This window comes from Rhodococcus sp. 21391 (assembly GCF_016772255.1).
Taxonomy (GTDB): Bacteria; Actinomycetota; Actinomycetes; order Mycobacteriales; family Mycobacteriaceae; genus Rhodococcus_F; species Rhodococcus_F opacus.
Map to the genome: position 1 here is coordinate 3016845 of NZ_CP063781.1, position 14401 is coordinate 3031245.

14 protein-coding genes and 1 pseudogene are annotated in these 14401 nt (G+C 70.0%); 2 read left to right on the forward strand and 13 right to left on the reverse strand.

Annotated features, from left to right (window positions below; all coding sequences use genetic code 11):
- Positions 1–28 precede the first annotated feature (28 nt).
- From uvrC to rpe, 7 genes are all read right to left on the reverse strand, one after another.
- A complete protein-coding gene (uvrC, locus tag GO592_RS14140) occupies positions 29–2212 on the reverse strand; it encodes an excinuclease ABC subunit UvrC (protein ID WP_007295876.1) in 2184 nt (727 codons plus the stop codon).
- Positions 2213–2280: 68 nt separating this feature from the next.
- Positions 2281–2733, reverse strand: a complete 453-nt coding sequence (locus GO592_RS14145; RefSeq protein ID WP_005241776.1) for a PH domain-containing protein — start codon at positions 2731–2733, stop codon at positions 2281–2283.
- A gap of 13 nt (positions 2734–2746) precedes the next feature.
- The gene (gene ribH, locus GO592_RS14150) at positions 2747–3238 is read right to left on the reverse strand and encodes a 6,7-dimethyl-8-ribityllumazine synthase (RefSeq protein ID WP_005241766.1); all 492 of its coding nucleotides are present in this window, start codon (positions 3236–3238) and stop codon (positions 2747–2749) included.
- Positions 3235–4488 carry a bifunctional 3,4-dihydroxy-2-butanone-4-phosphate synthase/GTP cyclohydrolase II gene (locus GO592_RS14155; RefSeq protein WP_009480441.1) on the reverse strand — a complete coding sequence of 418 codons (1254 nt, stop codon included), beginning with the start codon at positions 4486–4488 and terminating at the stop codon, positions 3235–3237. Before GO592_RS14155 ends, ribH begins: the two co-directional genes overlap by 4 nt.
- 80 nt (positions 4489–4568) lie before the next feature.
- Positions 4569–5177: a riboflavin synthase gene (locus GO592_RS14160; protein ID WP_005241761.1), complete on the reverse strand. Its 609-nt coding sequence runs from the start codon at positions 5175–5177 to the stop codon at positions 4569–4571.
- An 11-nt stretch (positions 5178–5188) separates the two neighbouring features.
- Entirely contained in the window at positions 5189–6241 is a 1053-nt protein-coding gene (gene ribD / locus GO592_RS14165) for a bifunctional diaminohydroxyphosphoribosylaminopyrimidine deaminase/5-amino-6-(5-phosphoribosylamino)uracil reductase RibD (RefSeq protein WP_007295877.1), read from the reverse strand.
- Between the two features lie 29 nt (positions 6242–6270).
- On the reverse strand, positions 6271–6954 hold the full coding sequence (gene rpe / locus GO592_RS14170; protein WP_005241758.1) for a ribulose-phosphate 3-epimerase: 684 nt from the start codon (positions 6952–6954) through the stop codon (positions 6271–6273).
- 58 nt (positions 6955–7012) lie between these two features.
- Here rpe and GO592_RS14175 point away from each other — a divergent pair.
- A pseudogene (locus GO592_RS14175) lies at positions 7013–7348 on the forward strand (MmcQ/YjbR family DNA-binding protein); the annotation flags it as partial.
- Positions 7349–7412: 64 nt separating this feature from the next.
- Here GO592_RS14175 and GO592_RS14180 read toward each other — a convergent pair.
- The 3 genes from GO592_RS14180 to fmt all read right to left on the reverse strand — a co-directional run bounded on the left by GO592_RS14180 (position 7413) and on the right by fmt (position 10746).
- Positions 7413–8270 (reverse strand): mycofactocin-coupled SDR family oxidoreductase, encoded by an 858-nt coding sequence (locus GO592_RS14180; RefSeq protein WP_007295879.1) that lies wholly within the window; start codon positions 8268–8270, stop codon positions 7413–7415.
- 128 nt (positions 8271–8398) lie between these two features.
- Complete coding sequence (locus GO592_RS14185) at positions 8399–9826, reverse strand: RsmB/NOP family class I SAM-dependent RNA methyltransferase (RefSeq protein WP_039950475.1); 1428 nt, start codon at positions 9824–9826, stop codon at positions 8399–8401.
- Complete coding sequence (gene fmt / locus GO592_RS14190) at positions 9823–10746, reverse strand: methionyl-tRNA formyltransferase (protein ID WP_007295881.1); 924 nt, start codon at positions 10744–10746, stop codon at positions 9823–9825. Before fmt ends, GO592_RS14185 begins: the two co-directional genes overlap by 4 nt.
- A 31-nt stretch (positions 10747–10777) precedes the next feature.
- Here fmt and GO592_RS46525 point away from each other — a divergent pair, with 31 nt between their 5' ends.
- On the forward strand, positions 10778–11017 hold the full coding sequence (locus GO592_RS46525; RefSeq protein ID WP_371737098.1) for a hypothetical protein: 240 nt from the start codon (positions 10778–10780) through the stop codon (positions 11015–11017).
- 58 nt (positions 11018–11075) lie between these two features.
- Here the strand turns inward: GO592_RS46525 and GO592_RS14195 are convergent, their stop codons facing one another.
- From GO592_RS14195 to rox, 3 genes are all read right to left on the reverse strand, one after another.
- Positions 11076–12053 carry an esterase/lipase family protein gene (locus tag GO592_RS14195; RefSeq protein WP_007295883.1) on the reverse strand — a complete coding sequence of 326 codons (978 nt, stop codon included), beginning with the start codon at positions 12051–12053 and terminating at the stop codon, positions 11076–11078.
- A gap of 98 nt (positions 12054–12151) precedes the next feature.
- Positions 12152–12808 (reverse strand): PadR family transcriptional regulator, encoded by a 657-nt coding sequence (locus tag GO592_RS14200; protein WP_007295884.1) that lies wholly within the window; start codon positions 12806–12808, stop codon positions 12152–12154.
- A 131-nt stretch (positions 12809–12939) separates the two neighbouring features.
- Complete coding sequence (gene rox, locus GO592_RS14205; protein ID WP_007295885.1) at positions 12940–14367, reverse strand: rifampin monooxygenase; 1428 nt, start codon at positions 14365–14367, stop codon at positions 12940–12942.
- Positions 14368–14401 lie beyond the last annotated feature (34 nt).

Sequence of the window (14401 nt, forward strand, 5' to 3'; positions counted from 1 at the left end):
GGACGGTCGCTCTGCGCGTGCTGCTCGTTCACTCGACACCTGTCCGTTGCGATGCGCTCTGTGCCGCCGGGCCGTGCTGTGCTACCGGTTCGCGGGGAATGTCCGCGCCGTTCTGTTCTGCCGTGCCCGGCCCGTTCCGATCTGGTTCATCATCCCCCACTCCCGCGACGTCCGCAGACGGTTCCTCCGCCCCGAGAGCGGTGAGTACCGCTTTCGCCGTGGCCGTTCCGATGCCGGGGACCGCGGTGATCTCCTCGACGGAGGCCTGCTTGAGGCGGGCGACGGATCCGAAATGCGTCACCAGGGCCTTGCGCCGGGTCTCGCCGAGCCCGCGGACCGAGTCGAGTGCGGACGCCGTCATCCGGCGGGACCGCTTGCTGCGGTGGAACGTGATCGCGAAACGGTGCGCCTCGTCGCGCACCCGCTGCAGCAGGTACAGCGACTCGCTCGTGCGCGGGAGGATGACCGGGTCCTCCTCCCCCGGCACCCACACCTCCTCGAGCCGCTTGGCCAGCCCGATCACGGCGACGTCGGTGATGCCCAGTTCGTCGAGCACCGCCGACGCCGCGGCCACCTGCGGGGCTCCGCCGTCCACGACGAACAGGTTCGGTGGGTACGCGAACCGCCGCGGCCTGCCGGTCTGCGGATCGATCGCCGCCTCCGGGGCGAGGTCGCCGCCGTCCCCGCCCGACACCTGGTCGGCGTCCGCCCCGGCCGCTTCGGCGCGCAGCACCCCGACGTCGCGGTTGTGCCGGAGGAACCGCCGCCGGGTGACCTCCGCGATGCTGGCGACGTCGTCGGAGCGACCGTCACCGGCGGCCTCCTTGATCGCGTAGTGCCGGTAGTCGGACTTGCGGGGCAGGCCGTCCTCGAAGACGACCAGGGAGGCCACCACGTCGGTGCCCTGCACGTGGCTGATGTCGACGCATTCGATGCGCAGGGGCGCCGAGTCCAGGTCGAGGGCCTCCTGGATGCCCTGCAGGGCCGCCGACCGCGACGTGAAGTCGCCGGCGCGGCGCAGCTTGTGCTGTTGCAGTGCCTCCATCGCGTTGCGCTGCACGGTCTCGGCGAGAGCCTTCTTGTCGCCGCGCTGCGGCACGCGGAGGCGGACCGCGGATCCGCGGAGACCGCTGAGCCACTCCTGCACCTGCTCGGCGTCGGGCGGCAGCACGGGCACCAGGACCTCCCGCGGCACGCCGCTGGTGCCGGCCTCCTGGTCGGTCGCGCCCGACAGCGCCGCCTGCTCACCGTAGAACTGGGTGAGAAACTGCTCGACGAGCAGCGGCAGGTCCGATCCCGCCTCGGAATCGACGCTGGCCCAGTCGATGACGTCACCCGCCTTCTCGACCACCCAACCGCGCTGACCGCGCACGCGGCCACCGCGGACGTGGAACACCTGCACCGCGGCCTCGAGCTCGTCGGTCGCAAACGCGGCGACGTCGGCGTCGGTGCCGTCCCCGAGCACGACGGCCTGCTTCTCGAGCGCGCGCCGCAACGCGCCCACGTCGTCGCGCAACCGCGCCGCCGTTTCGAAGTCGAGTTCTTCCGACGCCTCCTGCATCCGGGCCTCGAGCTGCCGGACCAGCTTGTCGGTGCGTCCCGACAGGAAGTCGCAGAAGTCCTCGACGATCTTGCGGTGTTCGGCCGCGGACACGCGTCCGACGCACGGCGCGGAGCACTTGTCGATGTAGCCGAGCAGGCAGGGCCGGCCGATCTGGTTGTGACGCTTGAACACCCCGGCCGAGCAGGTGCGGGCAGGGAACACCCGCAGCAGCAGGTCGAGGGTTTCGCGGATGGCCCACGCGTGCGAGTAGGGCCCGAAGTAGCGGACACCCTTGCGCCGGGGACCGCGGTAGACGAACAGCCGGGGGTATTCCTCGTTCAGGGTGACCGCGAGAACCGGGTACGTCTTGTCGTCGCGGTAGCGGACGTTGAACCGGGGATCGAATTCCTTGATCCAGTTGTACTCGAGCTGGAGGGCCTCGACCTCGGTGCTCACGACGGTCCACTCGACGCTGCCGGCCGTGGTCACCATCTGGCGGGTGCGCGGGTGCAGCGTCGAGACGTCGGCGAAATAGGAATTCAGCCGTGATCGAAGACTCTTCGCCTTCCCGACATAGATGACCCGGCCGTGCGGATCGCGGAACTTGTACACCCCCGGGTCGACCGGAATCGTTCCGGTCGCGGGGCGATATGTCGAAGGATCGGGCACCCCTCCACGTTAGTCGGCGCCACCGACCAACCCCGCATCCGCGACGTCGCGGAGGGGCGACCCCGGGTTCAGGACGGTGCGTACTCCGACGCGAGTGCGCGGAAGCGGTCGACAGCGTCCACGGCGTATTCGCGATCGTTGGACTGGATGGCCATCACGGCCAGGTATTCGTCGTCGGGCAGCTCGATCCGGGCCCACGCCGCGCCGTCCGGGAAGGACAGCCCCTCGTACAGGTCCCAGTCGACGATGCGCTCCCCGAGGACGTTGCGGACGGCGATGCCGCGGGGCCCGACCCGCAACCTGGGCCGGGTCAGCAGCAGGACCGCCGCCGCGAGGAGGCAGCCGATGCCCGCGAACGCCAGCTGGTCGGCGAGCCGGAAGTACACGCCCGTCGAATCGCCGCGCAGCAGGATTGCGAACGTCACATGCACGACGACGAGAAGGATCGCCACACCGATCGCGTACCGACGCGACTTGCGTGGCGTCGCGACGAGTGTCCACTCGGATTCGGGAGTGGTCATGAATGGATCCGGATCATACGAAGGACTCCTCGGCGCGGCGCAGTCGCGCCAACGTGACAGCGGTGTCGAGCGCGGCCGCGCAGGCCTGACCGCCTTTGTCCTCGACGGAGCCGGGCAGGCCACTGCGGTCGACGGCCTGCTGCTCGGTGTCCGTGGTGAGCACACCGTTCCCGACCGGGGTGCTCTCGTCCAGCGAGACCCGGGTCAGACCGGCCGTCACGGCGTCGCAGACGTATTCGAAGTGCGGAGTCCCGCCGCGGATCACGACACCGAGCGCGACGACGGCGTCGTGCGTGCGGGCCAGGGCCTGCGCCACCACCGGAAGCTCGATGGCACCGGCGACCCGGACCAGTGTGACGTTCTTCACGTTCGCCTCGGCCGCCACCCGCTGCGCGCCGGCGATCAGCGCCTCGGAGATCTCGGCGTGCCAGCTGCCGGCGACGATGGCGAGCCGGAGGTCGCCCGCCTCACCGAGTTGCAGCTCCGGCAGTCCCTCACCACTCACAGCATTTCTCCCGCTTCGAAGTCGTCGAGCCCGATCAGGTCGTGGCCCATGCGGTCGCGCTTCGTGCGCAGGTACGTCAGGTTCTCGGCGTTCGCCCGCAACGGCATCGACACCCGCTCGGTGATCTGCAGTCCGTAACCGTCGAGCCCGACCCGCTTGGCCGGGTTGTTGGTCAGCAGCCGCATCGAGGAAATACCCAGATCCACCAGGATCTGCGCGCCGATGCCGTAGTCGCGGGCGTCGGCGGGCAGGCCGAGCTCGAGGTTCGCGTCGACGGTGTCCGAACCCGCATCCTGCAGCTGGTAGGCCTGCAGCTTGTGCATGAGGCCGATGCCCCGGCCCTCGTGTCCACGCATGTACAGGACCACACCGCGACCCTCCTGCGCGACCATGTCCAGGGCGGCGTCGAGCTGCGGCCCGCAGTCGCAGCGCAGCGAACCGAACACGTCGCCGGTGAGGCATTCGGAGTGCACGCGCACGAGCACGTCGCTGCCGTCGCCGTCCGGGCCGGGCAGGTCGCCGCGAACCAGGGCGACGTGCTCGACGTCGTCGTAGATGCTCCGGTAGCCGACGGCCGTGAACTCGCCGTGCCGGGTCGGGATCCGCGCGGACGCGACCCGCTCCACGTGCTTCTCGTGCTTGCGGCGCCACGCGATGAGGTCGGCGATCGAGATCAGAGCGAGGTTGTGGTCGTCGGCGAAGACCCGCAGCTCGTCGGTCTGGGCCATATGGCCCTCGTCCTTCTGGCTGACGATCTCGCAGATCACACCCGCCGGCCGCAGGTCCGCCATCCGGGCCAGGTCGACGGCCGCCTCGGTGTGACCGGGACGGCGCAGCACGCCGCCCTCCTTGGCGCGCAGCGGCACGACGTGGCCGGGCCGGGTGAAGTCCTGGGCGCCGCTGGACGGGTCGGCCAGCAACCGCATGGTGGCGGCGCGGTCGGACGCGGAGATGCCGGTGCCGATGCCCTCCCGGGCGTCGACGGTCACGGTGTACGCGGTGCCGTGCTTGTCCTGGTTGGTGGCGTACATCGGGGGCAGGCCGAGGCGGTCGCAGTCGGCGCCGTCGAGCGGCACACAGAGATAGCCGGACGTGTATCGAACCATGAAGGCAACCAACTCGGGGGTGGCTTTCTCCGCGGCGAAGATGAGGTCGCCCTCGTTCTCGCGGTCTTCGTCGTCGACGACGACGACTGCCTTGCCTGCGGCGATGTCCGCAACGGCGCGCTCGATACTGTCGAACCTGGTCACGTGCTCGGTCTCCAAAGTCTTGACTTAGGCATCTTCGAATACAAACGGATGCATCCGTGGATGCTCCTCAACAGTACGACTCAGCGGCCGGCCGCTTGCAGCCGCTCCACATACTTCGCGATCACGTCGACCTCGAGGTTGACGGGCGTCCCGACGGACGCCGCCCCGAGGGTGGTCAGTTGCAGCGTGGTCGGGATGAGCGAGATCTCGAAATATTCCTCGCCGCGTTCGCCGCCGAGCGCCGAGACCGTCAGCGACACACCGTCGACCGTGATCGAGCCCTTCTCCACGACGTACCGGGAGATGGCGTCGGGCAACGCGATGCGGACGACCTCCCAGTTCTCGGACGGGCTGCGGCTGATGATGTGCCCGGTGCCGTCCACGTGGCCCTGGACGAGGTGGCCGCCGAGGCGGCTGTTCAGGGCAGCGGCCCGCTCGAGGTTGACGCGGCTGCCCACGTCGATCTTCTGCAAGCTCGACCGGTTCAGCGTCTCCTGCATGACGTCGGCGGTGAAGGAGCCGTCGGCCAGCACCTCGACGACGGTCAGGCACACCCCGTTCACCGCGATCGAATCACCGTGTGACGCGTCGGAAGTCACGACCGGACCACGCACGGTGAACCGTGCGGCGTCGGCCAGTTCCTCCTTGGCGACGACCTCACCCAACTCTTCGACGATCCCGGTGAACACTGTGGCTTCTCCTACGTTTGGGGGCTGTCAGGGTTTTCGGACACTGCTGGAACCAGACTCAACAACAAATCGGGGCCGATTGTTTCGACCGACTCGTGACGGAACCGCAGCGCGCCGTCGATCGTGTGCACACCCGCCTCCGCGACCGCGGGCGTGCCGGCGCCGAGGACCAGCGGGGCGAGGTACGCCTGGATGCGGTCGACGCGGCCCGCGGCGAGAAACGCGCCCGCCAGCCGGGGCCCGCCCTCGAGCAGCACATCGGTGTACTCCGCGAGTGCGGCGAGGACCTCGTCCACGTCGCGCGTGCGGAGCAGCAGGGTGGGCGCGGAGTCGTCGAGGACCCGGGCGTCCGCCGGGATGTCGCCGAGTCCGACGACGACGCGCACCGGCTGGTGAGCGGCGAGCGATCCGTCGGGCATCCGGGCGGTCAGCCGGGGGTTGTCGGCAAGCACCGTCCCGGTGCCGACCACGATCGCGTCGAGTTTCGCCCGGTCGGCGTGGACGCGTTCCCTGGCCTCGGGTCCGGTGATCCACTGGCTGGTGCCGTCGGCGGCGGCGCTGCGCCCGTCCAGGGTGGCCGCGTACTTCCAGGTGACGTGTGGCCGTCCGGTGCGCTGCCGGTGCAGCCAGGCCCGGAGCGGCCCGCGTTCGACGTCCTGGGCCCGCAGCCCGGACGTGACCTCGACCCCCGCCGAGACGAGGGTTTCCGCGCCGCCCGCGGCCTCGGGGTTCGGATCGCCCACCGCATAGTGCACCGCGATCACACCGGCATCGAGGAGCGCTTGCGAACACGGCCCGGTCCGGCCGTGGTGGTTGCACGGTTCCAGCGTGACGACGGCGGTGCCGCCGCGGGCGGCGTCACCCGCCTCCCGCAGTGCGACGACCTCCGCGTGCGGACCGCCGGGAGGCTGCGTCATCCCGACACCGGCGATGCGCCCCGCGGAGTCGAGGACCACCGCGCCGACCGCCGGATTGGGGCTGGTGAATCCGCGCGCCGACTCCGCGGCACCGATGGCGATCTGCATCGCGGCGTCGAGATCCGCAGCCGAATTCTCGTGCCGCACGTGAGAGTTCACGATGTGCCGGAGCGCCGTTACCGCGACAGACTCAGGTGCGGTGACGCCTTGGCAGCGCTGGCGCGCAGGGCACGCACGGCCTCCGCGGGATCGCTCGTGCCGTAGACGGCGGACCCGGCGACGAAGCAGTCGACGCCCGCCTCGGCAGCGGCCTCGACGGTGTCGGCGTTGATGCCACCGTCGATCTCCACGACCAGCCTCAGCTCACCCGAGTCGACGAGCCTGCGGACGGCCTTCGCCTTCGACAGCACCTCGGGGATGAACGACTGACCGCCGAAGCCGGGCTCGACGCTCATGACGAGAAGCGTGTCGAAGTCCTTCAGGATCTCGAGGTACGGCTCGATCGGCGTGCCGGGCTTGACGCTGAGACCGGCCTTGGCGCCGGCGGCGCGGATGTCCCGGGCCACGGACCGCGGGTCGTCGGTCGCCTCCGCGTGGAACGTGACGTTGTGCGCGCCCGCCTCCGCGTAGGGCGGCGCCCAGCGGCCGGGGTCGTCGATCATGAGATGGCAGTCGAGCGGGATGTCCGTCGCCGCGAGCAGGCTCTGCACGACAGGCAGGCCGAGCGTCAGGTTGGGCACGAAATGTGCGTCCATCACGTCGACGTGCAGCCAGTCGGCACCGGCGACCGCGTCCGCCTCCTCGGCGAGACGCGCGAAATCGGCAGACAGAATGGACGGTGCGATCATCGGGGTTGCCACGCGCCGCAGTTTAGTCGTACGCGTGCCGGGGCCGGATCCCGCGGTCCATACTGAGCTCATGCCGACCTGGACGGACGTCGTGGCGATCGGTGCGTCCCTGCCGGAGGTGCAGGAGAGCACGTCGTACCGCACTCCGGCGCTGAAGGTGGCGGGCACGTTGCTCGCCCGGTTGCGGGCCGAGTCGGACGGGGGCCTGGTGGTGATGTGCGACCTCGACGAGAAGGCGGCGCTACTGGCCCAGGGCGCGCCGTTCTACACCACTCCGCACTACGACGGTCACGGTTCGATCCTCGTCGACCTCGAGAGTGTCGACGTCGCGCAGCTGACCGAGCTGCTGCAGGACGCCTGGCGGATCAAGGCACCGGCGAAGCTGCGCAAGCGGTTCGACCAGACCTGGCGAGAATGGCGAGGGCCCGGGCGGCGCCCGCACGCCGGCCCGGACCCTCATCGGATCGGCGTCAGACGCCGAGCTTGAGGCCCGCCCCCGCATCGACCCGGAGCTGCTGACCGGTGACGAACCGGGACTCGTCGGACGAGAGGAACACCACCGCGTGCGAGATGTCCTCGGGCTCGACCCACGGGGTTGGCATCGCCTGCATGAACGGGAACGTGACTTTCGCGTCCTCGGCGGTCGGGTTCTCGAGGTCGGGGCGGAACGTGCGGAACATCGGAGGGCTCTGCAGCATGTCCGTGTTGCAGTTGGTGGGGTGGATCGCGTTGACGCGGATGGACTTCGGGCCCAGGGTGAGCGCGAGCGAGTTGGTGTACGTCCACAGCATCTTCTTCGCGAGCCCGTAGCCGTCACCGCCCGGCCCCTGCAGGGCCTGTTGACCGTTCAGGCCCGTCTGCGGGACCAGCCCGGCCACCGATCCCGTCGCGATGATCGACGCACCGGCGTCCAGGTGCGGAAGGGCCGAGTGAATCGTGTTGATCACTCCGACGAAGTCGACGTCGAACGCATCGACGAATCCCTCGACGGGCACGTCGTTCCCGAGGGGCGCGATCCCCGCATTGGCGACCACGACGTCAAGCCGTCCCAGCGTCGCGACCGCGGCGTCGAGTTCGCGTTGCAGTGCCGCGCGGTCACGCACGTCCACCTTGGCGGTGACGACCCGGCGCCCCGCCTTCTCGACGAGCCGTCCCGTCTCCTCGAGGTCGGCCTCGGTCGCCAGCGGGTACTCGTTCGATGCTCTGTCCTCGCAGAGGTCGAAGGCGATGATGTCGGCGCCCTCGTCGGCGAGATGCACTGCATGACTACGACCCTGACCCCGCGCCGCTCCCGTGATCAGAACGACCTTCCCCGCTACCCGATTCATCTGAAGTCCTCCACTCGCTTCGTGACGTACGTCTCTGTCGCGAGAAGAATTAGAACACGTTTCACACAAAAGTGAAACAGGTTCTACCAATAGTCGGGCAGATGTCCAGGTAGCGGGGAGCGACCGCCCTACGGCTTGCGCAACGCGGCCATGAACATCGCGTCCGTGCCGTGCCGGTGCGGCCAGAGCTGGACGCCCGGACCGTCACCCAGCTCCGGCACACCGGGTACGAGTTCACGCGTGTCCAGCGCCGTGAGCCCGTAGCGGCGCACCGCGTCCGCGACCACGGCCACCGTCTCGGACAGATGTGGCGAACACGTCGCGTAGAGGATCACGCCACCCGGACGAACCAGCCGAGCGGCCGACGCCAGGAGTTCCCGCTGCAGCTTCGCCAGACCCGCCACATCCGACGGCTGGCGGCGCCACCGGGCCTCCGGACGTCGGCGCAGCGCACCCAGTCCGGTGCACGGCGCGTCGACCAGGATCCGGTCGTACCCGCCCTCCAACCCGGGATCCCGCCCGTCGGCGACGTGCACGTCGACCGGCAGTTCCTTCGTCGTCTTGCGGATCAGGTCCGCACGGTGCGCCACCGGCTCCACGGCGTCGAGGCGTCCGCCCTCGATTCCGGCGAGGGCGCCGAGCAGGGCAGCCTTGCCGCCCGGGCCCGCGCAGAGGTCGAGCCAACGGCCCGCGTCCGGGCCGTCCAGCGGCGCCAGCGACAGCGCCCGGGCGACGAGCTGACTGCCCTCGTCCTGTACTCCGGCGAGCCCCTCGCGGACGGCGTCGAGCAGCCCCGGGTCGCCGCCGTCCAGATAGACCGCGTACGGCGAGTACCGCCCCACCTCGCCGCCGGTGGCGAGCGCGAGTTCCTCCGACGAGATCTCTCCGGGGCGGGCGACGAGATGCACCGCCGGCCGGGCGTCGTCGGCCACGAGGACATCCTCGAGTTCCCCGGCGTCGGCACCGAGCGCGTCGGCGAACACCTGGGCGATCCACACGGGATGCGCGTGCGCGAACGCCAGCCGCCCCACCGGATCGGCCGGGGCGAGGCGCTCCACCCATTCCGTCTCGGACCGCTCCGACACCCGGCGTAGCACGGCGTTGACGAAGCCCGCCTTCCCTGGACCGGCCTCCGCGCGCACGAGATCGACGGAGGTGGCGACGGCGGCGTGCGGGGCGACGCGGGTGCGGAGTAGCTGGTAGGCGCCCAGCTGGAGGACGTCGAGGAGCGGTCCGTCGATCTCGGCGATCGGCCTGCCGGCGCAGTCGGCGATCACGGCGTCGAGGAGCCCACGGGCGCGGGCGGCGCCGTACGCCAGTTCCGTGGCGAGGGCGGCGTCACGTCCGTCCAGGCGCCGCTCACGCAGCAGTCCGGGTAGCACAAGGTTGGCGTAGGCGTCGCGCTCCCGGACGGCACGCAGCACGTCCCTCGCGGCCAGCCTCGGCTGATCGAGACCGGACTGCGATGCGTCGGGGCGGCGCGCCTGGCGGGGACGGTTGTTGCGGGCCCCCGAGCCGGACTGGCCGCGACGTGCGGGCCTTCTCGATTCGCTCACTGTGCCCGTACCTCCGCGTCGAGTCGTGCGCCTCGCGCCCAGTCCAGGGCGGCCATCTGTTTCTTGCCCTGCGGCTGGATGCGGTCGAGCCGCACCGCCACCGTGGACGTGCCGATCAGGAATCCGGATCTGGTCACGGAGATCTCCCCCGGCTCCAGTCGCTCCTCCGTCGGAGTGACGGGGCCGACCTTGACGCGCAGATCGCCGATCGTGGTCCAGGCGCCGGGCGCGGGGGTCACCGATCGGACGTGCCGGTCCACCACGGCAGCTGTTCTGTCCCAACGGATCCGGGCCGCCTCGACGGTCACCTTGGGCGCGTGCGACACCCCGTCGGCCGACTGCGGGACCGCGCTGATCGCGCCGTCCTCGATCCCGTCGAGAACCGACTCCAGGAGGACCGCACCGCTGTCGGCGAGGCGGCCCAGGAGATCCCCGGCGGTGTCGGTGTCGCGGATCCTCTCGGTGACCACCCCGTAGACCGGCCCGGTGTCCATCCCCGCCTCGAGCCGGAACGCGCTCGCACCGGTCATGTCGTCACCCGCACCGATCGCGGCCTGCACCGGAGCGGCCCCGCGCCACGCCGGCAACAGCGAGAAGTGCAGGTTCACCCAGCCGTGCGCCGGGATGTCGAGGACCTTTTGCGGCAGCAGCGCCCCGTAGGCGACGACGGGCGCGCAGTCGGGGGCGAGGTCGGCGAGACGTGCGAGGAATTCCGGTTCCGAGGGCCGCTCGGGAGTCAGCACCTCGATGCCGTTCGAGTCGGCGAGTTCACCGATCGGTGAACGGACCACCTTCCGTCCGCGGCCCGCGACTGCGTCCGGGCGGGTGATCACCGCCACGACGTCGTGGCGCGGCGAACGGATCAAGCGTTCGAGCGAGGGAACGGCGGGCTCGGGGGTTCCGGCGAAGACTATGCGCACGTCGGCGACCCACACAACGGACGGTGGACCGCTGCGCGGGCCGAAACGATACTCACGAAGAAAGCTCCCCTTTGATCGACGATGTGCCGACCAGTCTAGGGAGTCGGACCCGGGCCGTAACACTCGGCGAACTGTCGTCGCCGCCCTGCAGGGCGTGAGCGATTCCGACGCCGAACACCTCGCGGCCGCACTCGACATCAAGACCGTGAAGAACCTCGGCACCAACAAGTACTTCCTCTGGGCGCAGGCCGTCGCGACACTGGCGGAGTAGCACACACACACAGAAGCGGGGAGCCGTGCAGCGCACGGCTCCCCGCTTCGTTGTGGGTCTATCTGTTGCTGTCGAGAATTACCTGCGGAATACCCGCGCCGACCGGGACGAACTCGCAGCGAGCCAGCGGAGTCGCGTTCGGGTCGAGTGCCGCACGGACGAGGTCGAGCGCGAACGGATCGTAGGGCGCCTGGAAATGTCCGGTGCCGTCCTGGGGGCATCGATCCTGAATCAGGATGTTGTCGGCCCCGGCGCCGCGGAGCGCCATGTTCGTGTACGGCTGGATCATTTCGTCGTACCGGGACCCGATGGTCGTGTACGCGACGCCGGGCACGGTGTCACCGCCCGCGTTGAGGGCGTTCATGAACGGCGAGCCCTGCATCTGCTGGCTGACGGCCACCGACGTCACCGTGCGGGCGAAGTCAGGTCCGCCGGGAAGTGCCTGCACGATCGGAACGAGGCCGTACATCACTCCCCCGTAGCTGGGCGACGCCAGTCCGACCCAGTCGTCGACGAACGGGGCGCCGCCGAGCTTGTTGACGTAGTACCGCGTGACGTTGGCACCCTGCGAGTATCCGACGGTGTCGACCTTGTCGGCGCCGGTCGCGTCGCGGACCCGGTCGACGAACCGGCCGAACTCCTCCGCGCTCGCGACGATGTCCTCGGTGCCGTAGGAATCGGCACCCGGCGCTCCGCCGTAGTTGAGCGCGAACACGCAGTAGCCGTCCGCGGCGAGCATGGGCGACAGGGCGGCCCAGTCCGCGTAGGCGCTTGCGTCGGTGCCGTGCGCGAGCACCACCGGCTCCGGGTGGTCCGGGGACGGTGTGCAGGAGAAGTCGTTCGATCCCGCGGGTGCACTGTCCGGGTGCTCGTGCGCATACGCGGCGGCGGCACTACGGCCGTTCTGAGGAAGCCCGGCCGTGGTGGGCACGACGGGCTGGGGCGGTGAGGCGTCGTCCGCGTGGGCGGTGGACACTGCGCCGGACATCAGCAGGACGACACCCGTGACGACCGCACCGGCACCCCGAAACCTCATGATCCCTCCCGACTTCGCCGTGACATTTCTGTGAACCTTCCCAGAATGTGCACGCGCTGTCGCGTCGAGTCGGCGGGCCCGCGGTGAGCCGTGGCGCCCTACGAGTCGGTGTCATCCTTGCCGGCTTCGCTCTGATCATCTTCGGCGAGAAGGCGATACATCGCGCGCCGCGCGTCAATGAGGATCTCGCCGGCACGCCGGACCTGGTCGTCGTCACCGACCGCGGCGACCTGACCCGCGGCACCCATCAGCAACCCGATCAGACCCCGCAGGTCCTCGGCGGGCCGGCCGACACTCTCCCGCACGTCGTCCCACGGGGTGCCGAGTTCGGTCTTGTTCGCTTCGACGAAGGCCTTGCCCTCGTCCGTCAGGCGTGCGGTCTTGCGGCCCGCCACCTTTTCGATGAGCACCAGACCCTCGTCCTCGAGCTGTGACAGCGCGGGGTAGATCGAACCGGGACTGGGCTTCCACACCCCGTCGCTGCGTTCGACGATCTGCTGAATCAGCTCGTAGCCGTGCATCGGCTCCTCGGTGAGCAGCAGCAGGATCGCGGAGCGGACATCGCCGCGCCGTCCCCTGCCACCCCGTCCGCGTCCGCGCCCGAAGTGCATTCCCGGACCGAAGGCGGGATCGCCCTCGGGGCCGAAGCGGCCTCGCCGGTGTCCGTGACGGTGGGGCCCCTCGGGCCGTCCCGTCCGTTCGCGTGTGAATCGGTCCCGTCGGGGACCCCTGTGTTCGAAATGGAAGTCTTCCATCATCAGCCTCCTTCTGTATCGCTGATGCATCAACGATATATCGTCAATTAGAACTCGACAAGGCCCCCTTCTGTGACGGTCGTCAAGTCGGCCCCGTACCCGAAGGGCGCTGTGGCCGGAGGCGTTCGCGCTCAGCCGGCGGCCGCGCCGAACCACCTGGGCAGTTGGCCGACCAGATCCTGCTGGTCTCCCCCGACCCATGCCACGTAGCCGTCCGGCCGCAGCAGCACCGCGGGCACGTCCAGTTCCTCGCTGACGTCGACGACGTGGTCGACCCGGTCTGCCCAGCCCGCCACCGAAAGCCGGCCGGTCTGGTCGAGCAGCAAGCCGCGGCCACCATGCATCAGCTCGTAGAGGCGCCCCCGCTTCAGCCCGATGTCGCGCAGCCGTCGGCCGAGCAGTTCGTGCCCCTCACCGAAGTCGTAGCGGACACCGATCGCGGTGACTTTCTCGGTCAGGTACCGGTTCACCTCCTCGACGTCCATTAGTTCCGACAGCAGCCGGCGCACCGCCTGGGGACCCGGCTCGGTGGACAGCAGCTCGGACTGCACGCGGGTGTTGTTCAGCACGTCGGCGGCTACCGGGTGCCGTTCGGTGTGGTAGCTGTCCAGCAGCCCCTCCGGTGCCCAGCCGTTGACCTCGGCGGCCAGTTTCCAGCCCAGATTGAACGCGTCCTGGACGCCGAGGTTGAGGCCCTGCCCGCCCAGCGGTGGGTGGACGTGCGCCGCGTCGCCGGCCAGCAACACCCGGCCGACCCGGTAACGCTCGGCCAGCCGTGTAGCGTCGCCGAAGCGGGACAGCCACCGCGGTGAGTGCACGCCGAAGTCGGTGCCGGCGAACACCCGCAGCTGTTGCTTGAACTCCTCGAGGGTCGGCGGGACCGACCGGTCCTCGGCCACCCCCTCGGCGGGCACGACGACGCGGTACACCCCGTCCCCGGAGGGCCCGGCGCCGAACCCCTTGTGGGTTTTGCGGACCTCGGCCACCACGGCGGCCAGCGTCTCCGGTGGCGCGGCCACCTCCATCTCGCCCAGGAGCGACTCGACCCGGGTCGGCTCGCCGGGGAAGCCGACGCCCAGCAGCTTGCGCACCGTGCTGCGGCCGCCGTCGCAACCGACGAGGTAGCGCGCGCGCAGCTGTGTGCCGTCGGTCGGCAGGGCGGTCACCCCGTCCTCATTCTGGCTCAGCCCGACCAGTTCGCAGCCACGCCGGATCTCGACGCCGAGTTCGGTGGCGTGCTCGATCAGCAGGCGCTCGGTGACGGGCTGCGGGATGCCGAGGATGTACGGATGTGCGGTGTCCAGCCGGTCGGGCCGCGGCTTGCTGATACCGGCGAAGAAGCCGCCGACGGGGTACTGCTTGCCGAGCGCGAGGAATCGCTCCAGCAGACCGCGCTGGTCCATAACCTCGACGCTGCGCACGTGCAGGCCCAGCGACCGGACATGCCTGGTCGGCTCGGCCTCCTTCTCCAGCACGAGCACCTGCACGCCGTGCAGCCGCAACTCGCAGGCCAGCATCAGGCCGGTCGGTCCGCCGCCGGCAACGATCACGTCAATCATGAAGACCCCCACATACGCCGCGAACCGATTTCCG